21 protein-coding genes and 1 pseudogene are annotated in these 22587 nt (G+C 59.1%); 8 read left to right on the forward strand and 14 right to left on the reverse strand.

Translation table 11 applies throughout. The features are described 5' to 3' along the window. Positions 1 to 105 precede the first annotated feature (105 nt). From FH061_RS12375 to FH061_RS12405, 7 genes are all read left to right on the forward strand, one after another. Positions 106 to 651, forward strand: a complete 546-nt coding sequence (locus FH061_RS12375) for a M23 family metallopeptidase (protein WP_151636137.1) — start codon at positions 106 to 108, stop codon at positions 649 to 651. Continuing rightward, positions 648 to 1220 (forward strand): hypothetical protein, encoded by a 573-nt coding sequence (locus FH061_RS12380; RefSeq protein WP_151636138.1) that lies wholly within the window; start codon positions 648 to 650, stop codon positions 1218 to 1220. The genes FH061_RS12375 and FH061_RS12380 overlap by 4 nt, the downstream gene beginning before the upstream one ends. A 264-nt stretch (positions 1221 to 1484) precedes the next feature. Further along, entirely contained in the window at positions 1485 to 1859 is a 375-nt protein-coding gene (locus FH061_RS12385; protein WP_151636139.1) for an energy transducer TonB, read from the forward strand. Positions 1860 to 2075: 216 nt separating this feature from the next. After that, positions 2076 to 3044 carry a hypothetical protein gene (locus FH061_RS12390; RefSeq protein ID WP_151636140.1) on the forward strand — a complete coding sequence of 323 codons (969 nt, stop codon included), beginning with the start codon at positions 2076 to 2078 and terminating at the stop codon, positions 3042 to 3044. Positions 3045 to 3642: 598 nt separating this feature from the next. Then, positions 3643 to 4002 (forward strand): DUF4148 domain-containing protein, encoded by a 360-nt coding sequence (locus FH061_RS12395; RefSeq protein WP_151636141.1) that lies wholly within the window; start codon positions 3643 to 3645, stop codon positions 4000 to 4002. A gap of 343 nt (positions 4003 to 4345) precedes the next feature. Next, entirely contained in the window at positions 4346 to 5569 is a 1224-nt protein-coding gene (locus FH061_RS12400) for a patatin-like phospholipase family protein (protein ID WP_151636142.1), read from the forward strand. A 310-nt stretch (positions 5570 to 5879) separates the two neighbouring features. Further along, positions 5880 to 6221: a hypothetical protein gene (locus tag FH061_RS12405; protein WP_151636143.1), complete on the forward strand. Its 342-nt coding sequence runs from the start codon at positions 5880 to 5882 to the stop codon at positions 6219 to 6221. On the opposite strand, the gene FH061_RS12410 is transcribed toward FH061_RS12405, so the two are convergent. The 11 genes and pseudogenes from FH061_RS12410 to FH061_RS12460 form a co-directional block, all read right to left on the reverse strand. After that, positions 6185 to 6688, reverse strand: coding sequence for a hypothetical protein (locus FH061_RS12410; RefSeq protein WP_151636144.1), 504 nt, complete (start codon positions 6686 to 6688; stop codon positions 6185 to 6187). The two genes, FH061_RS12405 and FH061_RS12410, sit on opposite strands and share 37 nt — an antisense overlap. Positions 6689 to 6791: 103 nt before the next feature. Beyond that, positions 6792 to 7298: a DUF1269 domain-containing protein gene (locus FH061_RS12415; protein WP_151636145.1), complete on the reverse strand. Its 507-nt coding sequence runs from the start codon at positions 7296 to 7298 to the stop codon at positions 6792 to 6794. 467 nt (positions 7299 to 7765) lie between these two features. Continuing rightward, the gene (locus FH061_RS12420; protein ID WP_225984634.1) at positions 7766 to 8359 is read right to left on the reverse strand and encodes an IMPACT family protein; all 594 of its coding nucleotides are present in this window, start codon (positions 8357 to 8359) and stop codon (positions 7766 to 7768) included. 113 nt (positions 8360 to 8472) lie between these two features. Next, positions 8473 to 10014: an ATP-binding response regulator gene (locus FH061_RS12425; RefSeq protein ID WP_151636147.1), complete on the reverse strand. Its 1542-nt coding sequence runs from the start codon at positions 10012 to 10014 to the stop codon at positions 8473 to 8475. 1 nt (position 10015) lies between these two features. Then, entirely contained in the window at positions 10016 to 11818 is a 1803-nt protein-coding gene (locus FH061_RS12430) for an ATP-binding protein (protein ID WP_151636148.1), read from the reverse strand. A gap of 7 nt (positions 11819 to 11825) precedes the next feature. After that, positions 11826 to 12854 (reverse strand): ATP-binding SpoIIE family protein phosphatase, encoded by a 1029-nt coding sequence (locus FH061_RS12435; protein ID WP_151636149.1) that lies wholly within the window; start codon positions 12852 to 12854, stop codon positions 11826 to 11828. After that, on the reverse strand, positions 12839 to 13276 hold the full coding sequence (locus FH061_RS12440; protein ID WP_151636150.1) for an anti-sigma regulatory factor: 438 nt from the start codon (positions 13274 to 13276) through the stop codon (positions 12839 to 12841). The genes FH061_RS12435 and FH061_RS12440 overlap by 16 nt, the downstream gene beginning before the upstream one ends. 27 nt (positions 13277 to 13303) lie before the next feature. Then, the gene (locus tag FH061_RS12445) at positions 13304 to 13660 is read right to left on the reverse strand and encodes an STAS domain-containing protein (protein ID WP_151636151.1); all 357 of its coding nucleotides are present in this window, start codon (positions 13658 to 13660) and stop codon (positions 13304 to 13306) included. 7 nt (positions 13661 to 13667) lie between these two features. After that, entirely contained in the window at positions 13668 to 14534 is an 867-nt protein-coding gene (locus tag FH061_RS12450) for an STAS domain-containing protein (RefSeq protein WP_151636152.1), read from the reverse strand. A 345-nt stretch (positions 14535 to 14879) separates the two neighbouring features. After that, on the reverse strand, positions 14880 to 15821 hold the full coding sequence (locus tag FH061_RS12455) for an MYG1 family protein (protein ID WP_151636153.1): 942 nt from the start codon (positions 15819 to 15821) through the stop codon (positions 14880 to 14882). 854 nt (positions 15822 to 16675) lie between these two features. Then, positions 16676 to 17815: pseudogene (locus FH061_RS12460) on the reverse strand (IS3 family transposase). Between the two features lie 1266 nt (positions 17816 to 19081). Between FH061_RS12460 and FH061_RS12465 the strand changes: the two are divergent. Further along, positions 19082 to 19276 (forward strand): hypothetical protein, encoded by a 195-nt coding sequence (locus FH061_RS12465; RefSeq protein WP_151636154.1) that lies wholly within the window; start codon positions 19082 to 19084, stop codon positions 19274 to 19276. A gap of 53 nt (positions 19277 to 19329) precedes the next feature. Here the strand turns inward: FH061_RS12465 and FH061_RS12470 are convergent, their stop codons facing one another. Genes FH061_RS12470 through FH061_RS12480 form a run of 3 tightly spaced genes read right to left on the reverse strand, consistent with a single transcriptional unit; the run spans position 19330 to position 22570 of the window. Further along, entirely contained in the window at positions 19330 to 20742 is a 1413-nt protein-coding gene (locus FH061_RS12470; RefSeq protein ID WP_151636155.1) for an amidase, read from the reverse strand. A gap of 2 nt (positions 20743 to 20744) precedes the next feature. Continuing rightward, positions 20745 to 22034 carry a TRAP transporter large permease gene (locus FH061_RS12475; RefSeq protein WP_151636156.1) on the reverse strand — a complete coding sequence of 430 codons (1290 nt, stop codon included), beginning with the start codon at positions 22032 to 22034 and terminating at the stop codon, positions 20745 to 20747. Next, positions 22031 to 22570, reverse strand: a complete 540-nt coding sequence (locus FH061_RS12480) for a TRAP transporter small permease (RefSeq protein WP_151636157.1) — start codon at positions 22568 to 22570, stop codon at positions 22031 to 22033. The genes FH061_RS12475 and FH061_RS12480 overlap by 4 nt, the downstream gene beginning before the upstream one ends. Between the last annotated feature and the right edge of the window lie 17 nt (positions 22571 to 22587).

Below are 22587 nucleotides of genomic sequence, written 5' to 3' on the forward strand. Positions count from 1 at the left end.
GGGTGCAAACCGCCACAACTACCCAACCATCTAAAATTTAATATTGACGCATTGTTAAAAAACCATCATTGTTGCCACTTTTGCATTTAATGAAAAAGGACATTGATGGCATTTCTCGCATGGCCGCTTGAACGCAATCACATTCGTCGAAACATCACCAACAATGCATTCGGCATGGTCCGAAACGGCGGCAGCAAAGCTCATCAGGGATGGGATCTTTATGCGCCACCGGGTACGCCTTGTTATGCGATTGCGGAGGGAGAAGTAGTAGATGCCTACTACAACGGCGCATATGGCAATAATGTCGTGCTTCGATTTGCGCATGGCGGTCAAGTCCTCTATGCCATGTATTGCCACCTCAGCGTCATGGCTGTTCGACAAGGTCTGGTTAAACGCGGAGATTTGCTTGGACTGACTGGCAATACGGGAAATGCAGCAAGCATGCGCGGGGAAGACCAGCATCTGCATTTCGAGATACGAACGACAAGGCATTCTGGCACCGGACTTGACGGCAGAATGAATCCTGCAAAGCTATATGGCATTGCGCCGATCGGCTGGACATATTATGAAAGCCATCAGCAGAAAAAGCAGGTGCTTGTCGGATTGGGTCTCAAGGTAAAGGGAATCAACGTCCGGGAAGTTGTGCAATGAGATTGGGCAGCCGCATTATGGCGATGTTGTTGATGCCTGTTGTACCGGCGTATGCGTCCGCCCTGCCCGATCCGGTTAAGGCAGAAGCACAAAAACTCTACGGAATTGAATATACGCCCCAGCTCATGGGCGAGCTCATTGCACCGGGTATCAGCCAGTGCACTTATCAGGGCGGAGGGACACTGCAGCTTGACGGCGTTGATCGCAGTGATTGGGCAAAGGACTACGTTCACTGCAATAATCATGTAGTGATACTGCTGTCGAAGAAAGTAGGCGAATCCCGGGGATATGACCTATGGCGTACTGTCGATGTTCTCCCTCTGCCGAAACTTGATCTTCAAAGAAACCGCCGCCAGCCAAACAAGCTTGTTCTTTATTCTTCATTCGAAGGATTGTGCAGCGTCCAAGGCCGTTACGGCATGGACTTCATCGCGCTTCTTCAATGGGGCAAGCGTGATCGTATCGACTGGCAAACCGGGGTCAAGCAGGCATGGACCTTCGATATCAGGCAGGAGCGCATCGTTCCGCTGCCGACACGGGACATACGCTGCAAGTGGGATGAACCCTGACCTTTCTGACTTCCTTCCTGGCTTGAATGCACCTGCAGTCATGAGCCTCTGAAAGTAAGGAAAGAACCAAGAGCGCCGGTTACACTGCCGATGGCAAGGCGCACCGATGAAGACAGTACAGCGCTCGGCAGTGAGGCGCAATGCGGCAAGCGGCATTTTGCCAGGCGATCCAAACCAGAACGCGCTGCGGGGAATCGCAGTATCCCTGAACATCATGCGCGCCCTTTTTTAAATAAACATTAAGTACCTTTCACATTGTTAAACATGTTAAAGACTGCTTCGCTTAAGACCCTGATCTGCGTCTCCGCATTAACGCTGGCATCGTGTGCCTCCTCGTCCAAAGGATACGACTGGCCCGCTACCGTCGTCACCGTGGAACAGGCCAGGCCCGTCAAGCCGATGCGGCTTTTGGTGAACTACAAGATCATGAAGGGCCTCCCGGTCGGCACGACGGTGCTGCGTATTCATGTGAATGAAAAAGGCCATACGCAAAACGTCGGGGTTCTTGAAAGCAGCGGCCATCCCAACCTCGACGAAGCCGCCATTAATGCCGCCTGGGAGACGAGATACCATCCCTGCATGGTTGACGGCCGCCCGGCGAACGTGACGCTTGTCATGCCGGTTCACTTGCAGCCTTGAATCGTCGGAAGGAAACAGCAGCCCTGAATGAATAATGGTATTGATCGACACTTTCATTGGACGTTAAACCGAAAGTCTTGCCACTTCATGGTCCTTACATGGCCCCCGCATGAACCTTCAAGCCGCCCCGCCCGCCCTCTTGGCACTTGGAACCTTCAACCCGCGGAAACCTCTCAACTGCAGGGATAAGGACAATATGACTGTGCGAGATCCGCCATGAGAAGAGCGACCCTATTGACTTCCATTCTCCTGACCTTTGCCAGCCTCCAGGGTGCCGGGGCAGCGGAGCTGAAACGCGGCGGTCAGCAGCAAAAGGAGCTGGCGCGGGAAGACAAGGAGCGCCTGCTGATCCGGGTGGCGCCAGGGGATTGGGGCAATGCCAATCCGGCCGAGATCGAGGCGCTGCTGAATTCCGTCGGCAATGAAATGCTGAAGCACTTTCCCGGAAGGCGCCCTTTTCCCGTCGTCGTCTCTCCGTCGCGCGACGGTCCTCTCGTCATGTACCAGAAGGGACCAAGCAACGAGTACCAGGTATTGCTGGCGGCGAAGGATGATCACTGGGCGGAGTATGTGTACGAATTCAGCCACGAGCTTCTTCATATCCTGGCCGGTTACGATTTGCGCGCGCCAACCCGCACGGCAAGGAATCAATGGTTTGAAGAAATGCTCTGCGAGACGGCATCCTTGTACATGCTCAAGCGCTATGCGTCGGCATGGAATGTGCTGGCGCCCCGCCCCGAATGGCATCAGTACACGCCGGAGTTGCAGCGGTTCATGCATCGCGCCTTGTCCGAGAAGCACCGCAAGCTGCCGGTCAATGTCACGTTCGAAGACTGGTTCGAGAAAAATGGCCCGGGTTTGGCCACCAAGCCTTATCAGCGTGAGAAGAATGAACTGGTCGCCATGTTTTTCTTGCCGCTGCTCGAACAAATGCCGGACTGGCGCGCGATTGAATATCTCAATCAGGGCAACCGCGAGGCTGACGCCAGCTTCTATGACTATCTGGCGCGGTGGCATCGGAAAACGCCATTGTCACAGCGAGGCCTGGTGCAAAGCACGTTCAACCTGTTTCGTTTCGATCCGCCCCAGGAGAATGCTGGACTCGGTTCAGGCAACGCGGCGGCGGCAGGCCTGCCCGAGCCCACGGTGAACGACAGAGGTGCGGCGGGCAGACCGGGACGATGACCTTGATGGGATGCTGACCCGGCGTGCAACGGGACCGGCTCGTTCGCGCTTTCAGCGCCGATCAACGATCCGTCCAATCTCATGTTGAATTGCCAGAGCACCCTGCTTATATTGATACCAATCCCAGGCCGAACCATGCCATGAGATCGTGTCTTTTTTCGCCTTGCCGTGTTGCGTTTGTCATCCATAGCTCCGCTATGGATTCCTGATCTGCAATCTCGGCCTCGCCAGTCGAAAAAAGCCATCGATCTCATTTGGTGGGGTCCGACTTGGGATCGGTATGATCTACCCGTTGCTTCTCAGGGTAATTGCGCCCACGGTTTCCTCAGCTTTCGAAATCGGACCTGACCATGCTGTATCCGCGCAGAATAGGGCTGCGACAACAATGGCAGGCCAAGTCCCGAGTCCTGGTCTGTGCCTTGGCAGACAAGGATGGTTTCCCTGCTTGACGTAACACGCGACGTTGATTCGCCAGCAACGGGCGATCTTGCGGTCAGCGCTTCACGCTGATCAACGCGGCCGCCTTCCGGACAACTTGACAGCGCATGCATGTTGCCTGCCATCCGGATTGCGGCCATCAATCTTGCAGGAGGCAAGCATGAAAGCCTCATATGGAACGGTCGGACTTGCCGCTGCCGTCGCATTCGCAGCGAGTGGAGCATGTTTTGCAGACGTAGGACTGCTGGATGGGGGCGACGCATTTGCAAACTTCCAATCCACCAAATCCCGGGCAGCAGTGCAACAGGAGTACCTGGATGCGAAAGCACAGGGCTTGCTGCCGCGCAGTGGCAACGCGGAGTTCTCGACTCCGCAGACATCAGGCATGGACATCGGTGCCCGCGGCCCGGCCGGTTCGCGTTATCAGGCACGCACACGCGAAGAAGTGATTGAGGAGTTGCACCAGTATCAGCGGACCCCACAGCCGCGCGGCGCCGACGATATTTATTTCGGTGAATAGTATCGGCATCAACCAGCCCGGCAATCGGGCTGGTCAACCCGGGAAATTGATCTCCATCCGGGTATTGGGGACAGCGGCCCCGCCCGAGGCAGTCACATGCGGACTCCAACGCCAAGCGTAAACCTGCGAGCCACTTTTGGACATGGCTGCAATTGAGCTCGCGCAAATGCGGCCCTCCAAGCTCAGCCACACTGTTCTTCATTGGAGTGCATGGGGATGGCGTCGCGTGATGAATTTTCATTCGCCGTCCGCGGCGTGACGGCCATCGCAGCTTTATTGCGCCCGCGAATGCCGCTTTGAATATGGCAATTGGCCATCCCCGCATTGCGTTGGAAGGAGAGGAATGATGAGCCCAGGCACTGGATCTCGCAGCAGGAAGAAAGTCATGGTGGCCCTGCAGGGCGGGGGCGCGCATACCGCCTATGTCTGGGGCGTGATGGATGAATTGCTCGCCAGCGATGACATTGACATTGTCGCGCTTGGCGGCACCAGCGGCGGCGCGATGGTTGCTGCGGTTGTCGCCGGCGCATTAAGCATGGAACGCAGTCCTGTCGGGCAGCCGCTCGATGACCGCGGGCGGCGACAGCTTGCAAGGGATATGCTGCGACGCTTCTGGTCGATCGTGGCGCAGCTCGGCGAGCGTTACCAGAACCCCTACCGCTTCGTGGCCAACCCGTTTCATCCATCATGGAATATCGACGGCCTGCCGGTGCCGGTGATCCTTAGCGCGATGTCGCTTCTCACCTCGCCGTACCAGTCATTTACCGGCATAAAGGAAAATCCTGTCGTCGAAGCGATATTGGAATCGATCAATCTGGATGTGCTCAACAAAAGCACGATCGGTCCGGCGCTCTATGTCTGCGCAACGAATGTGCGGACCGGTCAGCCGGCCATCTTCACCCGGAACGAGATTCGCACCGAACACCTGCTCGCCTCCGCATGCCTGCCCACGGTCGACCGCGCGATACAGATCGGCGGCGAATATTACTGGGATGGCGGGTATGTTTCAGATCCGTCACTGGCGGCGCTGATTAGAAATCATTGTTCGGTGACGGGTGACCTGATCGTCGTCGGGGTCAATCCGATTGTGATGAAGCATGCGGAAATGCCGCCGAATACCGCCTGGGGCATTGTCGACCGGATGAACGAAGTGACCTTCAACGCCTCCCTCATTTCGGAGCTCAGGCAAATCCATACGATCAACGAGCTTCTTCAGCAGGTGCCGCCAAGCGCGCCCGCCAGGCAGAAAAACGGAAGACTTCATGGCAAGAAGGACATCCTGATCCACTACATTCCGCCTCACGAATCGATGGCGCAACTTGGTGTCGCCAGCAAGAACAACACGGCGAAGGAATTCCTGGAACATCTGGAGGGACTCGGGAAGGAAGTCGCTCGCCAATGGAAATCGGGCGACATCGCTGGCGGAGGAGCCAGCCTGCTGGGAATCTCCTCCGACACGAATTTTGAGGCGCTATTCATCAGGCCTCAGCACGGAAACGCCGCTCCCGTGCCGTCTTCCGCGCCCTATCTCGCCGACGGCGGCCATGTGCCGGCTGAAACGGTGTGATCCCGGACGCAGGAGACATACCGCATCCAAGACCGCGTCCCGGCGGTAACAATCGTTAACAATTTGGTCCGCTTTCCCGGAGAAAACCTGTCCGTTCCTCGCCTACAATCGGCGCATGAGCAATGCGATTGCGCCTCCACTCGCGACGGGAGTCCAGCAGACATTCATCGAGCTGCGGCCGGGCGCTCGCCTGGGCCCGTTGCGAATCTGTTTTGAAACTGCCACGCCGACATGCCGCAATGCCAATAGCAATGCCATCGCAGCGGCCGGCCAGCCGAGTCCATCCCGTTCCTGATAAGGTCATTGTCCAATGCTGAGATTTACCAAGGCACTTTACCTATCGACTCTCTGGATCGTTCTTTCGATGTCCTGTGCGTTGCTGTGGATGACATATCCGGAGCTGTGGTCGCGCGTGCCGCTGCATTCCTGGAGCTGGGCTGAAACGATGTTCAGCCCGGCCGACCCGGATGACATCGCCGAAGTGCAGCTCGCCATCAGCTTCGTCATTTGCGCAAGCGTGATGGCGACCGGTTTTTTCACCGTTGCCCTGATCCGCCTGAAGTGCCGCCAAACTCTCGCCAGGCTGCCGTCGATGCACCGTGTTACCGGAACGCTTCAGTCCAGCGGCAGTTTCGATTCAAGGCGCAGGTAGATTCCCGCGGCAATCATGCCGAACAGGAGATGTCCCATCACCGCCGCCCAGCTGCGCAATTCCGCGAACCATGGAAACATGGCGGACATTACGTAGAAGTTGAACACGTAGAGCAGCAGGCCGAATAAGGCACCGGCGAACAGTGCCGCGCCGGGGCTGTCCGCGATGTGCATTGTTTCGATGATCAGGGCGAGCACTGCGGCGAACAAGGCGCCCAGCACATAATGCGTCATCAGGGCGACGCCGATCACCGGCACGCTGAAAGCGGTGCCGTCAGCCACGCCGCTTCCCATCGTGATCGCGGCGATCTTGTGCGATATCTGCCATACCGAATTGCCGATCGTTGTCGTCGACCACAGCAATTCCAGCACCATCAGCACCGCACCGGCGACGATGCCGGATACGATGGCTGCAGGCCAGTGCGGCGTGCGCATGTGCATGCGATGCATGTTCAAATGCAGATTCATGATGCCCTCCTTCGGTTACTTCGGTGACATGTGTGGAAACGCCAGCCGGGTGCAAGATGGCCGGCAGCCATCCAACCCGATGCAGCGACCGGCTAGAGCCTGTTCACGGAAATACCGGTATCCCGGGTGCCTCGCCGGCGAAGCGCATTTCGGGATGACGTTCCGCCATCATTTTTTCTATCTCGGTGACGCGGCGTGCCGGGACATCGACGATCATCAGCAGCTTTCCCTTGGCCAGTTCCGGATAGAAGGCCTTGAGCCGGCTGTTCGGCAGGGCCGCCGCCACCATGCTGGCGGCCCAGCCGCCGAACAGTATCCCGCAGAGCGTGATTGCCACCGCCAGCGTCGCCTTGGCTGCCGGATCGAAATAGGTCACGACAATGCCCGCGACGACCATGCCGAGCAGTGCGCCGGCAAGCATGCCGGACTCGGCGCCGTGGACGATGTCGGTCTTGTGCAGTACGGTGGCTTCGGGCAAGTCACTCGGCAGTTGGGTGTGAGTCCCGAGAAAGTGGATATGCCGGATTTCAATACGGCTGAGCAGCATATCGTCCAGCGCGCGGCGTGCGCTGTCGACATCGGGATGCAGGTAGTAGAGACGGTGGCGCATGGTCTTCTCCTTGCAAAGGATGAAACCCTGGAGCGGATTGCAGGCCGGTGCGGTGTCGCATTCCAACCGGAAGGGACATGGTGCGGAGCGCGGTACGCCGCACGGGGCGGCTCCGATTCAAGCGAAGCAATGGGCCGGGTCGCCGGGCCCCTCTGGTCCGAACTCTTCTGGCAATCCCTGCACCGATCTGCGATTCGCTCTTATTCCAGTATATGCAGCTTTGCCTCGCATGCAACACTGAATTCCCGGCGTCGGGACGCAAGCGCAAGCTCCTGCAGAGCTATCTTCTCAAGCCGGGTAAACCCTGCGTACACCGGGACCCGGCTGTCCGCAATTGCCCGTGCAACCACATGCCGGCGTGAAAGATGCGGGCACCCATGCCGGTGTCGCAACATGGAGATGGCGGATGGGGCCGATATTTTCGGACTGCCCGTCCCGCCATCGAAGAGACGAGTTCAGCCACGCGTTCACACGTCGCTCCCGACCCATGCCCGTCCCTGCGTGAGATCGCGCAGCATGCCGCTTGCCCGTTCGGCATCGGCCGCGGGCAGTTGCACCGTCATGCTGACATTGTCCTCGTGCTTCGCATCCACCAGCGCATATCCCTGCTGCTCGATCCAGCGCCTTACGCGGGCCTCGTCGGCATAAGGCAGCCGCGTCGCGAGCAGCGACATCGCGACATGCTCGATCCGCTGCGCCTGCTTGAGCGCCGCCGTCACCGCATCGGTATAGGCGCGCACCAGTCCGCCGGCGCCCAGCTTGATGCCGCCGTAGTAGCGCACGACGGCGGCCAGCACGCCATCGAGCTCATGGTGGCGCAAGACTTCCAGCATCGGTCTGCCGGCCGTTCCCGACGGCTCGCCGTCGTCCGACATGCCGGACTGCCCGCCGGCCATCAGTGCCCAGCAGACGTGGGAGGCGGCGCGGTGCTGTTCACGCAGCCCGGAGACGAGGCGCATTGCCGCATCGCGGTCCGGCACCGGCGCGACGATGGCGATGAAGCGGCTTTTCTTGATGTCCAGTTCGGCATGGACAGCTGCGGACAGGGAGTAAACAGGCACGGCATCTCCGTGTGAGGATGAAACGCGGAAGACTTCGGGCAATCCCGCGGCGCGGATTGCCCTTGCCATGCCACCGGCATGCCGGGCCGCTATTCAGGCCACGATTCAGACCGCTATTTGGACGCCGCCTGGGCGCCGGCGCTCTTCAGCCGCGCTATCGTCTCCGTCAGGCGGTCGAACTTGACCGGCTTGACCAGGTGATCGTCAAAGCCCGCCGCCCGCGTGCGCTCGATATCCGCCGGCTTGCCGTAGCCGGTCAGCGCGATCAGCGATGCATTCGCCACCTCCGGCATCTGCCGGAGTCTTGCGGCAATCATGGTGCCGTCCATGTCGGGCAGGCCGAGATCGAGGATGGCGATGTCCGGGCGGAGGCTGGCGGCCTGCTCCAGCGCATCCTTGCCGGTATGCACGGTCATGACTTCATGGCCGCTGAGCCTGAGCAGCTCGGAAATGATTTCCGCCGCATCGTAGTTGTCGTCAACGACGAGGATGCGGTAGGTCTGCTGCTGGCGCGCTGCCTCGGAAGGCACGGCGGTCTGCGCGGTCGGCGCCGCCGCCAGCAGCGGCAGGCAGATCTCGAAACGGCTGCCCTGGCCTACGCCTTCGCTGTAGGCAGCGATGGTGCCGTGATGGAGCTCCACCAGGGTCTTGGAGAGCGACAGCCCGATACCGAGGCCGTCCTTGACGCGGTCCGAAGAATGGCCGGCCTGCGCAAACATGGAGAAGATCGAATCCAGATGCTCGGGCGAAATGCCGATGCCGTTGTCATGCACCTGGATGCATACCGAATCGGCCCTCTTCTCGGCACGGAGCACGATCTCGCCGCCCTGACCGGTGAATTTCGCCGCATTGTTGAGCACGTTGCAGATGGTCTGGGACAACCGCACGCCATCGCCGTCGATCCAGATTTCCTCGTCCGGCATCTGGGCTGCCAGCGTGTGCTGGCGGCCTTCGATCATGGGGCGCGCGGTCTCGATGGCCGCGTCAATGACGCCGCGCAGTTCGACAGGCCTTTTCTGCAGCGACAGTTTGCCCTGGGAAATGCGCGCCACATCAAGCAGGTCGTCCACCAGGCGCACCATGTGCTCGGTCTGGCGCAGGATGGTCTGGTGCGCCAGTTCATGCGCCTCGCGGTCGTTGGGATCAAGGCCGCGCATCAGTTCCACCGCGTTGCGGATCGGTCCGAGCGGATTGCGCAGCTCATGCGCCAGCACGGCGAGGAATTCGTCCTTGCGGCGGTCGACTTCGCGCAGTTCGCGTTCGACATGCCCCAGGCGCAGCAGCGCGCGCACGTTGGCCACCAGCTCTTCCGGCTCGATCGGTTCGAACAGGTAATTGTCGGCGCCGCCTTCCAGCGCGCGGATCTTGTCGGACGTGCCGATGTAGGACGCCGACGTCTGCAACACGAGAATGGTCTTGGTATCGGTCTGGTCCTTGAGCTGCCGGCATACCTCGAAACCATTGATATCGGGAAGCTTGACATCGAGCAGCATCAGTGCCGGTTTTTCGCTCGTGGCCTTGCTCAGCGCCTCGGCGCCGGTGGCCGCTTCAATGACCTTGAAGCCGGCGCGCGACAGGATGCGTGTCTTCGCATAGCGGGACGCGTCGGTGTCGTCGACATTGAGGATGAGCGGGTCGTGATCCATGGACGTCATATCAGGTTTCATAGGAATGCGTGCCGCTGCTGATCCTGCCAGTGGATGGCTTCGCGGCATGCATGGTAAGGCGCATGAGTTCGGCGATCAACTCTTCGCGCAGGACCGGCTTGACGAAATAGGCGTCGGCGCCGAGTGCCAATCCCTTGGACCGGTCGTCGATTTCGGTCGCCACGATAACCGGGATTTTCTTTCGCATGTCGTTGCTCTTGGTTTCCATCAGCCAGCGCCAGGTATCCTCACCGTTGAGATTGATGTCCAGCAGGATGGCGGCCGGGGAAAGCCCCGTCCACACCTCTTCCGCCTCCCACAGGCTGCGCACCGGGATCGGGCGGAAATCGGTGCCTTGCAGGTATTTGTCGTACAGCATCCTGGTCTGCTGATGATCTTCGATCACGATGACCGGCAGGCGCTCGTCGGCCGGGGCGCCCGTCAGTTCGGCGGCAACGGCAGGCGCTGCCTCGTCCTGCTGGCAGGTAGCCGGGAGGATCGCCGAGAATACCGACCCCTTGCCCGGCTCGCTTTCCAGTTCGACCCGTCCGCCGAGCAGGCTGGCCAGCTTGCGGCACAGGGGAAGACCCAGACCGGTTCCCTTCACCCGGTGCTGCAGCCGGTTTTCAATCTGGCCGAATTCCTCGAAGATGATCTGCTGGTGTTCGGGCGCGATGCCGAGGCCGGTATCGGCCACCGAAAACCGGATCGCATCCGTGTCCGCCATGCGCACCGCGCTCACCCTGACCTCGCCGGCTTCGGTGAACTTGATGGCATTGGAGATGAAGTTGCGCAAGATCTGCGACACCTTCGCTTCGTCGGTGTACATCATCATGCCGTCGGCAGGTTCTTCGAATATCAGCTTGACGGTGTCGGTGACGAGCAGAGGCCGCAACATGCCGCGCAGGGCGCTGAACAGTTCCGACACGTCGAACTTCTTCGGGCGCACATCGACCTTGCCGGCTTCGATCTTCGCCAGGTCGAGCAGGTCATTGACCAGCTCGGTCAGGGATTCGGCGCCCTTGAGAATGAAGTTGACCTGCTTTTCCTGCTCTTCCGTGAGCTCGCCGTCGATCCGGTCCAGGAGCAGCTTGGAGAGTCCGCGGATGGAACTCAGCGGCGTGCGGAACTCATGGCTCATGTTGGACAGGAAACGCGATTTCATTTCATCCGCGCGGCGCAGATGGTCCGCCTTTTCATCGAGCTCCGCATACAGCGCCACGACGCCGCGGTTGGTGTCTTCCAGCTCGCGCGTCAGGCGCACCAGTTCCTCCTGGCGGGCACGCAGCTCGGCCAGCGTGGCCAGCAGTTCCCGGTTCTGCTGCTGGACCTCGTCGAGCGTGATATCGGGCGTTGCCGCCGCCAGCTGCGAGCCGATCGCGCCGACGGAGACGGGAGTGAGGACAGGCACGGATGCCGGCAGCAGCTTCTTGAGCGTGATCGAGGTGCCCTCGCCCTTCTTGCTGACGATGTTGAACTGGTCCATCAGGCGGCGCGCGCCGATCAGTCCGACGCCCATGCCGGTGTCGGACTGATAGCGGCCGGACAGGATCAGATCCAGGTTGGGGATGCCCGGCCCCTGGTCTTCGATCTGCACCACCAGCACCTGGGGCGAGGTCTTGCCCTCGATGGAGAATTCGACGCGTCCGCGCCGCGCATAGTTGTACACGTTGCGGGCCAGCTCGGATACCGCGGTGGCGATGCGCACCTGGTCCTGAACCGCGAAACCGCACAGCGCCGCCACCTGGCGCGCCCGCTGGCGGCACATCACGACATCGAGTTCGGTTTGAATGGCTGTGGTCAGTATTCGCATGGCAGGATCAATGCAGGGTTCGTTCGCGCAATACCAGTACCGTAACATCATCGCGCCCGCGTGCAAAGTCGCGGTACAGCACGGCGGCAACCAGTCCGGGATGGGCAAGCGCGAGGCCGGGATACTGGTCAAGCTGCCAGCGGGTGCCGAGGCCGTCGGAGTGCATGATCAGGCTGGTGCCCGGCAGCCACTCGAAAGCGAATTCCTGCACCTTGCGCATGTTGCTGCCGACAATGCCGTTGTGCGACACGAGCTGGCGGCGGCCGCTGTAGTGGTGAGTCGAAGCGGCAATATTGCCGATGCCGCAAAAGCGCATTTCTTCGGCCAGGGTATCGATCCTCGCCACGGCGATCGCCGCGCCGCGTGTCGAGCGCAAGGCGGCGTGGCTTTCCCAGAGCGCGGTCTCGGGCATGGCGTCGGGATAGGACGAGAGATAAACGGTCGCCGCTTCCGACGCCTGCGCCGCCAGAAAGCCATGGCCCAGGCCGTCGGCGACCATGACTGTTGCCGTGGTCGCGTCCGACGCGACGGCCCAGGCATCGCCGCACACATCTTCGCCTTCGATCGGCAGACAGACCGAGCCCGCCTGCCAGGTGCTCGCCAGCGCATCCTGCGCCCTGTTCCACAAGGCCATGTAGACCACCGTGCCGAGGCCGGGCGCGGTAAAGATATCGAATTCGTCGGCCATCCTGCGCATCGCGCCGAGGCCGACGCCATAGGTGCCGGAACTCGATACGCCATCCTGCATGTTGAGACCGAGATTGACGATGCCAGCCCCCTTGTCCATGGCAATGATCTCGATACCGCCGGCATCGCCGCAAGCCAGCGGACGCAGCAGCATCTCGCCATGGCCGGCATGCTTGAGAATATTGGTCGCGGCTTCGGTAATGGCGATGGCCACCTTTCCGGTCAGGGTTTCGTCGAGCCCCTGCTTGCGCGCAATTTCCGATCCGCTGCGGCGTACCGACGCGATCTGGCTGGCCTCGTCGATGGCGAAGGACTGCTGCCTTCCACCGGTGCTCAGAAGGGTTTCCATTTGGTGATCTTCACGGTCGTTCCCTGACCAGGGGCAGTTTGCAGGTCGAATTCGTCGGAGAGCCGCTTTGCGCCGCTCAGGCCCAGGCCCAGTCCGCCGCCGGTGGTATAGCCATCCTTCAGCGCCAGTTCCACATCCACAATTCCGGGGCCGGAGTCGACGAAGGTCAGCGACAGGCCGCGCCGCGTGCCGTTGGTCACCTTGGTAATATGCGATTCGCCGCCGCCGCCGTAGCGCAGCGTATTGCGCGCCAGTTCGCTGGCGGCCGTCACCATCTTGGTCTGGTCGACCAGGCTGAAGCCGACCGCGATCAGCGCCTCGCGCACCGCCTGGCGCAAGCGCACCACATCTTCGTCCGTACGCAGCGGAACGATGAGTGCCTCAGCATCATTTGTACTCAACACATCTGCCTTTCCGAGCATGTCCAGATTCCGGGAAGCGATCGCGCTTCAATCCTCGGAATGCTGAAGCAATTGGATTCCCTGTTCGACATTGAGTGCCGTCCGCACGCCATCGAGCGTCAGGCCAAGTTCGACCAGGGTGATGGCCACGGCCGGCTGCATGCCGACCACAACCGTGCGGGCATCGAGAATCTTCGCCATCGCCGCCGTGTTGCTGATCATCCTGCCGATGAAGGAGTCGACGATATCGAGCGCGGAAATGTCGATCAGCACGCCGTTGGCGCGATCCTTGACGATCCTGGATGTCAGGTCGTCCTGGAGCGTCATCGCCAGGCGGTCGTGCATGTCGACCTGGATGGTCACCAGCAGCAGCCGGCCCATCCTTAAAATCGGAATTCGATCCATCAGGGCCTCACTGCTTGTTGTCGGTATGCGTGATGATGGCGCCGGTGCGCTTGAGCGCCACGACGAATGCATCCGCCAGCGTTGCCTTGGTCAGCACGTCTTCCAGGTTGACGCCGAGGTGCACGATGGTCTGCGCGATCTGCGGGCGGATGCCGCTGATGATGCAGTCCGCGCCCATCAGGCGGGCCGCCGCCACTGTCTTGAGCAGATGCTGGGCGACCAGCGTATCGACGGTGGGCACGCCGGTGATGTCGATGATGGCGATCGAAGCGCCGGTTTCCACGATCTTTTGCAGCAGGCTTTCCATGACCACCTGGGTACGCGCGCTGTCGAGCGTGCCGATCAGGGGCAGCGCCAGCACGTTCTTCCACAACTGCACTACCGGGGTCGACAGTTCCAGCAGTTCCTGCTGCTGGCGCATGATGACCTGCTCGCGGCCTTTCTGGTATTCGGCGATGGTGTACAGGCCGAGCTGGTCGAACAGCGCTCCGGTCTGCGACGTTTCTTCAACCAGGACTTCTGGCTGGCCAGCGAGTTCGGTGCGCAGCAGCGCGAACAAAGGTTCCTTGAGCGAAAACACGAAGGTCGCGGTTTCGATGGGCGAGAACCCCTGGCGGACGCGGGCCAGGGAAATGTCGGACAGCAGCGCCTTGACATCGCCCCAGACAGGGGCGTTGATGTCATAGCTCTTGCCTTCGGCAACCGCCGCGGCCAGCAAGGCAATGAAACGCGATGCCTGTTGCGCCGTTTCCCCCTCGGATGCCTTGTCGCGCCTCACCATGCGTGACAGCATGCCGTTAAGCCAGCCGCTCAGAAGTTGTTCGCTATTGGAAGTCAGTACCTTGGCCAGGTGTCCTGTCGTTATTGAACTCATTGATTCTCCAGAATGTTCGGCTGAATGATGGCAGTTGTTATCGTTGGAATAGGATGCGGGGAAGCATGAGGATGCATGCATTTCCCGTATGCATCACATGAAAAATTGTCCGGGTGGGTAAGCCCGAGCGACCGGCTATTCTATCAGCTTGAACCGAATTCAATATTCGGTCGGAAAGTGATATTGAGAAATGTCGAAGCTGGCTGAGCGAGAGGTCGCCGGCTTCTCATGTCCTTTAGCGAAGAGGCATGCTGCTGAAGGCATTTGGCCAGGATTGCCATGCATCTTTAACAAGACATGCCGCGGCGGGGAATTTGATTACCGACGCAATGCGGCAGGCCCATGTCAGCCTGGCTCGTCCAGCGCCAGTCGCGCCATGCGCAGGATGCCTTCATAACTGCGGGCGGCGGCAATGAAAAGATTGTTGTGGCAAAAGCCGGCATCCGCGACCCCGGTCACCGCCGCGAGCTCGGCGCCCTGCAGACCGGCCCAGGAAGCCGGAAGATCCTTGCGTGCCTCGAAGGTATCGACCGCCGCCGGCACGGTGTGCAGCATATAGCGCTGCTCGGCGAGGTTGTGGCTGATCACGAAGAGTACCTTCGGCATCTCATTGCGCACCACCGTCGTCCAGGGCAGCGCGCTGTTGCTGATGAACAGCAGCCGTCCCTGTTCCAGCTGCTCGGCGCCGCGTACCTGCTCCAGCGCAAGCAAGCCGCTCACGCGGTATTTCACGGCATTGATCAGGATATCCCTGATGAACTCCATGGCGCGGCGGAATTGTGCCAGCCGCAATTCTTCGGCCGCCGCAGGACTGGCAGCCGACTGTTCATCCAGCCAGTTGAGATTGAAGCCCGATACCACCGCCGACAGGCCATAGCTTCCAGGCGCGTTCTTCGCCGCGCCGGTATCGGCCATGTCGAGGTACTGGACCAGATCGCCGTCGATCGCATAAGCGATCTGGCGCGCACTCTCCTCCGACAATGCATGCGCAACATGTGTCCGGGCTATCAGCGCCACGCAGCGAGGCCCATGCTCCTTCCAGACCAGCCCGGCGCTGGCATACACCACCCCGGATTCGCGCGCGCCGGAAAATCCCTTCTGATGATGGTCGAAGCGGCCGGCCTTCGGGTCCCATACGCCGCCGACATCGACGGCGAAGTCGGCATCGGCAATGATGTCCATGTTGCGGGTGCGGACCAGGTTGCAGCCGGGGAAAACGAAATCGAGGACGGTGACGGCCCAGACGTCGTCGGCGTGAAACTTTCCGGAGTGGGTGGCGATGAGCATGATGTATAGCTGAAAAACAGTGATTCAACATTTTATAGAAAGAATCACACACCAATAGTTTTGGACGCGATAACCGCCCTTCTTCATGTGCTCAACGAACACTACTTGCCGTTTGGGCTGGTGCACACTTGCATCAGTATTTTGCTCATCGGTCTTGAAATCAATGGGGACTGGCGGCTCAGCGAGCAACATCAAGAAATCATTACAAATGGGGCGGCGACATCCTCGGTTGCAACCGAGACAAGGTTGCAACTAATTGAAACACTTAATGCGCCTGGGACGTAAAGTCCCAGCAGATTCATCGGTTCGACATTCTGAATGGCACCAGAAAAGATAATGCAGCCAGCAGCGGTGCGTTCGCTCTATGCATCTCGGAGGAGGATGATCTGACGGCAAGAACTGCACGCAATCCCGCATTGGGAAGAACATCGTTTATCCAAAGGAATACCTCCGCACCACAAATCAATGTGCGTTCGTGGTATCCCGCTTATCCCATGAATGCGGCACGTAAAGTCGCCGGAAGAAGATTTAGATAGGTTTGTAGTAGATCATGCTAAAGGCCGCATCCAGATCGTAAAAGGGGCTGACTATTTGATAATCTAAGCAGATGGGCGAAACAGTTTTGCCTTGGTGAAGAGTGTTCCCTCGCCCTTCAAGGGAAGAGGGAACAAAGGCTTTACGTCAAATCACTTTTATATAATCCCTTGTTATGGTCGTTTTCATCGTTTCCACGACTGAGATGCCAGTGTACTAATGGCACGATCTGCAATAGGGGTTATACGGTTTTGCGTTAGGAATAGGAACCTCTTGACGTGACCGATATTCCAGTCCAGTTTTTGTGAGAGAGTTAAAGTCTACTGCATGTTTTCAGGTCGAGCAGATCTAACGGGCTCCGATGGGTAAGCAGCGGGTGCGGGCGGTCGATATCCCAGTGACGAATGCGGGCGCTGCGTGTTGTAGTGGCAACGCCATTGTTCAATTACGACCTGGGCTTCCTTGAGGCTGTAAAACAGCTCGCCATTGAGCAGCTCATCGCGCAGCTTGCCGTTGAACGACTCACAATAGCCATTCTCCCAAGGACTACCCGGCTCAATGAACAGCGTCTTTGCCCCTACTTTTTCGAGCCAGTCGCGTACCATTTTCGATGTCATTTCTGGTCCATTATCCGACCGTATATGCATCGGAATGCCATGTTCGAGCATTGCGTCAGCCAGCGTTTCGATGACGTCCATGCCGTTGAGCCGGCGTCCGACCTGAATGGCCAGACATTGGCGCGAGAACTCGTCGACGAGTGTCATCAGCCGCAGGCTACGGCCGTCTTCAGTGGTGTGATGCACAAAGTCATAGCTCCAGACATGATGGCGGTGTTGCGGGCGCAAGCGTACGCAAGAACCATCGTTGAACCACAACCGCCCTCTGGGTCGTTGCTTCTTCGGTACTTTAAGCCCCTCGCGACGCCAGATGCGCTGTACCCGGTCACGTCCGACCTGCCAGCCGCCCGATTGCAGCAAGGCAGTAATGCGCCGGTAGCCGTAACGGCCGTATTCCGACGCCAGGGCCACGATGGCCTGCGTGAGCGCATCCTCATCAGCACGCACCGTTGGCACATAGCGCTGCACGGCCCGTGGCTGTCCCACTACATGACAAGCACGTCGCTCTGAGACAGCAAAGCTGCTCCTGCAGCATGCACACGGCACGACGGCGTCGCTCGGGGCTTACCAGTTTCCCGACGCGACTTCCTTAAGCATGGCCTTCTCCAATGACAACTCCGCCACCAGTTTCTTCAAGCGAGCGTTCTCGCGCTCGAGCTCCTTGAATCGCTTGGCCTGGTCATGTTGTAAGCCACCATATTGCTTACGCCAGCGGTAATAGGTCTGTTCGGCAATGCCAGCTTCCTTGCAAGCCAAGGCGGTGCTCTTACCGCTGCTCATGGCAACTTCAATAAGACGCAGTTTGGCGATAATTTGGTCGGGGGTAAAACTCTTGCGGGGCATCTTTTTGTTCCTTTCCTAGGTTGAATTCTCTCTCAACCTGGACTGGAATTAGCCGGTCACGTCAGCAACCAGAACCTTTATGGGGTGCATAACAGGCTCTAGGGCAGATTTATTCGCAAATCCTCGTACAGGAATGATCCAAAGCGACGATTGCTATATGTAAAGAATGGCGCAATGCAGCATTAAAGTTCATCTTAATGGCGGCAGCGCCTCTATTTCCGCCACTCCATGGTGCAATTTTATTGTTAAGGTGAAAGTATTTCATTGAAAAATATGAAAGATCTTTTGCCGACGCAACATTGGGTCTGCCTTGCAGATAAATGGCCTGCTCGATCCTCAAAAAATCTAATTAAAAAGATAAATAGATTTCTCTTATCTTTTGAAAAGGAGTTGTGTAAGCTTATGCACAGATGGTTTTCCTTACTTCTACATTTACCCTGTCGTGTAAGCTCGTCGGTTTCATATTGTGCCCGCCATTAAAATAGAACGTTACAAATTCCGAAGTTCGATATTGATTAAAAACGCTTTACCGAATTTTCGTATATTTAGGAAATTTTGGACTGAAGCAGACAGGACTATCTTGAAAATTAGAATATTTACTGAATTTGTATTGCCCGTATTCATAACCGATAAACGTATCGTCAAAGGCTTACCAATAGGCGGGGCGGAAAAGGATGCACTCCCATGTCATGACGTAGGATTGGCATGGATGAATTCCCATCATCGACGGCAATTGTCTTGCAATTAACCATCCAATAAAAGTTGCTGACTTTAGCGTCGTCTATCAGATGGCGATGGCAAGGCGCACTGAAGAAAATGATACAAACGTACGAAAGAGATGCAATGTAGCAAGCGGCACGTGATAGTTACGCTTAGATGGATATCACGCCTTACCTGCATTATTTCTTCGCGCCGCTCGACCCTTGATGCGGCTTAGCGAATCTCACATCAAACGAACTGAAGTTTGCGGTTGGCCGTCTTCTATAGCGAGATCGCCCGGACTGGCCAAGTCGACGTCGAAGCGGATTGCCGCTGGCAAGTCAAGGCGAAACCGCTCTAGCGAAGCGAGTTGAAACTTTGTTAAAGGCGAAGACGGCGAAATCATGGAGAGGAAAGTATAAAATACTGCAAGCCCGAGGGCTTGCGTGCATTAATATAGCATCGGCGTGATCTCATCCATCATTGGACCAACAAATTTTGTTAGACACTCATAGTGACCTTTGACACCTTCCGGAAAAATCAACAGATTCTTGAATGATTACAACCATGAAGCCTACTATCTGCCAGGTTGAGGAAGCGCTTGGAGTGAAGGCGGAAGACTGGGATTGTGTAGATCCAGAAGAACTGATCGAGGCAATCTACCACCTGTCCGTAGAAACAGAGGATACTTTTTCGAACCCTAAGCGGACCAATGTACATTCGTTGCGAGAGCTGAAGGTGCCGGGAAATGGACATCAATGAGGAAACGGGAATAAATTCCTGATTCTGCAACAAGTCTTTTCCCAGGCAAGAGTTCATATGTCTGCCGGCCTTCTCAACCCCACCCCCGTCGCCTGCTCAAACGCATACCCCATCCGCAGCAACGCCATCTCCCCCTGATGCCGTCCAACGATCTGCAACCCCACCGGCAGTCCATCCTCGGTAAACGCGCAAGGCACCGACAGCGCCGGGTGCCCGGTCGCGGTGATCAGATAGCAGGAGCGCATCCAGTCGATATAGCTTTCCATCGTCACGCCGTCGATCTCGGTCACGTACGGCTGGTCGATGGGAAACGGCGGCACCTGGTTTACAGGCAATACCAGGAAATCGAAACGCTGCATGAATTCATGCATGCGCTTGAACAGCGCGGTGCGCAGCTTGCTTGCGCGCGCGAGTTTCGAGGCGGAGAGCTTGCGGCCTTCTTCGATATTCCAGACCACCGTGTCCTTGAGCACGCCGGGATGCTGGTCCATCACTGCACCGAGGCCGGATTCGAAGGCGTAGGCGCGCAGGGTCATGAAGATGTCGTGCGCGTCGCGCATGTCGGGCCAGGCGTCTTCGACCACGCAGCCCAGGTCTTCAAATACCCTCCTCTGCACTTCGATCGCCGCCACCACGCGCTTGTCCACCGGCAGGCCGCCCATGGTCGGCGCGAAGGCAATGCGCGCTCCTTTCATGTCTTGCTTCAATGAAGCCCGAAAGCGTGCGCCGTCTTCGGCAATGGCCAGCGGATCGCGCGCATCCGGTCCCGCGATCACCGACAGGTACAGCGCGAGATCCTCGACCGAACGCGCCATCGGGCCGCTGACCGAGAGCGTGTCCCAGCCGTCGAGCGCCGGCACCTGCGGCACGCGGCCGACCGAGGGGCGCAGGCCGACGATGTTGCAGAAGTTGGCCGGGCAGCGCAGCGAGCCGCCCATGTCGGTGCCGTCGGCCAGCGCCACCATGCCGGTGGCCAGGGCGACCGCCGAACCGCCGCTGGAGCCGCCGCAGGTCTTGCTCAGGTCGTAGGGGTTGCGGGTGGCGCCGAAGACGGCGTTGAAGGTTTGCGAGCCGGCGCCGAACTCCGGCGTGTTGGTCTTGCCGATGCTGATGGCGCCGGCCTGCTGCTGGCGTTCGACGATCAGTGCGCTGTATTTCGGCACGTTGTGCTCATGCACCTTCGAGCCGTAGGTGGTGCGCATGCCGCGCGTGGGCAGCAGATCCTTGTGCGCGACCGGCAAGCCGTGCAGCGGACCGAGCGGCTTGCCCTGCGCCTGCGCTTCGTCGGCTGCGGCTGCGGCGGCAAGGGCCTGCTCCGCATGCAGCGTGACGATCGCATTGACTTTCGGGTTGACCTGTTCGATGCGCCCGAGATGGGCCTGCATGACGTCGCGCGCCGAAAGTTGCCCTTCTCGAATGGCGTAAGCCATCGCGGTCGCGCTCATGTAAAAAATGTCTTGCGTCATGTTCAGTATCCCAGACTTTGCGGCAGCCACAGTGCCAGTTGCGGGAAGGCGGTGACCAGGATCAGCGCCAGCAGCATCGATGCCATCATCCACAGCGCCCAGCGCACTGTCGATTCCATCGTGATGCCGGCGATGCGCGTGGTCACCATCAAGTTGACCGCCATCGGCGGCGTGAATTGGCCGATCGCCATGTTCATCGTCATGATGATGCCGAACCAGACCGGATCCCATTTGTAGATGGCCATGATGGGCAGCAGAATGGGCAGGAACACCAGGTAGACCGAGACCGCATCGAGCAGCATGCCCGCGACCAGCAGCATGATGGTGATCATGGTCAGCATCAGCGCTTCATTGCTGGTGAAGCCGAGCAGCAGACTGGCGAAGGCATCGAAGGCGCCGAGCGTCGAGCCGGCGTGGGCGAACACGCCTGCCAGTGAAATGATGAGCATCACGATCGCGGAAATCTCCGCGGATTCCACCAGCACCTCATAGACCTTGCGCAGGCTGAGCGTACGATAGACGAAGACGCCGACGAAGAAACCATAGAACGCCGCGACCACCGCCGCCTCGGTCGGCGTGAAGATGCCGGTGCGCAGGCCGCCGAGAATGATGACCGGCGCCAGCAAGCCCCAGATCGCCTCCTTGAAGCTTTCCCAGAAACTCGGTGTTTCCTCGCCGTCATCCATGCCCCAGCCGTTCTTCCAGGAGAAATACAGCGTCGGCAGAATCAGCGCCAGCCCGGCCATGATGCCGGGAATGACGCCGCCGGCAAACAGTGCCGGCACCGAGGCCGACGGCACCAGCACGCTGTAGACGATCAGCGCCACCGACGGCGGAATCAGGATGGCGGTGGAACCGGCTGCGGCAATCAGCGTGGCCGAGAATTCCTTGGGATAGCCTTGCTTGAGCATGCTGGGGATCATCACCATGGCGACCGCCGCCGCATCGGCCGGGCCGGAACCGGAAATGCCGCCGAGGAACATGCAGACCAGGATGGCGACAATGCCTTGTGCGCCGCGCCGCTTGCCGACCACCGCCGATGCGAAGCGCACGATGCGCACCGCAACGCCGGCGCGCTCGAACATCATGCCGGCGAGCACAAACACCGGCAGCGCCAGCAGGGGGTACTTGGCAATGCCGTTGTAAGCATTGGTGGGCACCGACATGATGCCCAGGCCTTCGATAAGGATGACGGCGGTGCCGGCTACGCCGAGCGCCACCGCGAGCGGCGCGCCGATGGCCAGCAGCAGGGCGAAGCCGAGGAACAGAATGAGGCTGCCTTCGGCGATCATGCTGCGCCTCCGTCGACGGAGTTGCCGGATTGGACCGGCTGGCGGACCAGGCGGATCAGGCGGCCGATGACGCGCAGGCAGATCAGCGCCGACAGCAGCGGCAGCCAGATGGTATAGATCCACTGCGGAATCCCGATGCCGGGTGAAGTGGTGTCGTACTGCCAGTCGTCCCAGAACAGGAAGCTGCCATACCAGGCGATGACGGCGAACATTACCGCGCTGAGCAGCATGACGAAATATTCCACCTTGCGCGCCACGCCGGGCGAGAGGCGTTCGGTGATGAAGGTCATGCGGATATGCTGGTCGCGCACGAAGGCGGCCGAGGCGCCGAACAAGGTCAGCACCACCATCAGGAAAATGGAAAATTCTTCGGTAAAGGCGAACGAAGCATCGGTGAAATAGCGCACCAGCACGTTGGCGAAGGTAATGCAGCAGATCAATGCCATGGCCAGGGCGGCGCAGGCTTCCTCGATTTTTACCGGTACGCGCGGCGGCGCTTCTCCGCGCGTTTGCGCGCTGTCTGGCAGGTCACTCATGAAAGGCTCTTGTTGTC

Source organism: Noviherbaspirillum aerium (genome assembly GCF_008929045.1).
In the GTDB taxonomy this organism is placed as follows: domain Bacteria; phylum Pseudomonadota; class Gammaproteobacteria; order Burkholderiales; family Burkholderiaceae_D; genus Noviherbaspirillum; species Noviherbaspirillum aerium.

Bases quoted from the DNA above. Each gene is read 5' to 3' on its own strand.
- FH061_RS12375 (WP_151636137.1), top strand. From the start codon at position 106: ATGGCATTTCTCGCATGGCCGCTTGAACGCAATCACATTCGTCGAAAC.
- FH061_RS12380 (WP_151636138.1), top strand. From the start codon at position 648: ATGAGATTGGGCAGCCGCATTATGGCGATGTTGTTGATGCCTGTTGTA.
- FH061_RS12385 (WP_151636139.1), top strand. From the start codon at position 1,485: ATGTTAAAGACTGCTTCGCTTAAGACCCTGATCTGCGTCTCCGCATTA.
- FH061_RS12390 (WP_151636140.1), top strand. From the start codon at position 2,076: ATGAGAAGAGCGACCCTATTGACTTCCATTCTCCTGACCTTTGCCAGC.
- FH061_RS12395 (WP_151636141.1), top strand. From the start codon at position 3,643: ATGAAAGCCTCATATGGAACGGTCGGACTTGCCGCTGCCGTCGCATTC.
- FH061_RS12400 (WP_151636142.1), top strand. From the start codon at position 4,346: ATGATGAGCCCAGGCACTGGATCTCGCAGCAGGAAGAAAGTCATGGTG.
- FH061_RS12405 (WP_151636143.1), top strand. From the start codon at position 5,880: ATGCTGAGATTTACCAAGGCACTTTACCTATCGACTCTCTGGATCGTT.
- FH061_RS12410 (WP_151636144.1), bottom strand. From the start codon at position 6,688: ATGAATCTGCATTTGAACATGCATCGCATGCACATGCGCACGCCGCAC.
- FH061_RS12415 (WP_151636145.1), bottom strand. From the start codon at position 7,298: ATGCGCCACCGTCTCTACTACCTGCATCCCGATGTCGACAGCGCACGC.
- FH061_RS12425 (WP_151636147.1), bottom strand. From the start codon at position 10,014: ATGACGTCCATGGATCACGACCCGCTCATCCTCAATGTCGACGACACC.
- FH061_RS12430 (WP_151636148.1), bottom strand. From the start codon at position 11,818: ATGCGAATACTGACCACAGCCATTCAAACCGAACTCGATGTCGTGATG.
- FH061_RS12435 (WP_151636149.1), bottom strand. From the start codon at position 12,854: ATGGAAACCCTTCTGAGCACCGGTGGAAGGCAGCAGTCCTTCGCCATC.
- FH061_RS12440 (WP_151636150.1), bottom strand. From the start codon at position 13,276: ATGCTCGGAAAGGCAGATGTGTTGAGTACAAATGATGCTGAGGCACTC.
- FH061_RS12445 (WP_151636151.1), bottom strand. From the start codon at position 13,660: ATGGATCGAATTCCGATTTTAAGGATGGGCCGGCTGCTGCTGGTGACC.
- FH061_RS12450 (WP_151636152.1), bottom strand. From the start codon at position 14,534: ATGAGTTCAATAACGACAGGACACCTGGCCAAGGTACTGACTTCCAAT.
- FH061_RS12455 (WP_151636153.1), bottom strand. From the start codon at position 15,821: ATGCTCATCGCCACCCACTCCGGAAAGTTTCACGCCGACGACGTCTGG.
- FH061_RS12465 (WP_151636154.1), top strand. From the start codon at position 19,082: ATGAAGCCTACTATCTGCCAGGTTGAGGAAGCGCTTGGAGTGAAGGCG.
- FH061_RS12470 (WP_151636155.1), bottom strand. From the start codon at position 20,742: ATGACGCAAGACATTTTTTACATGAGCGCGACCGCGATGGCTTACGCC.
- FH061_RS12475 (WP_151636156.1), bottom strand. From the start codon at position 22,034: ATGATCGCCGAAGGCAGCCTCATTCTGTTCCTCGGCTTCGCCCTGCTG.
- FH061_RS12480 (WP_151636157.1), bottom strand. From the start codon at position 22,570: ATGAGTGACCTGCCAGACAGCGCGCAAACGCGCGGAGAAGCGCCGCCG.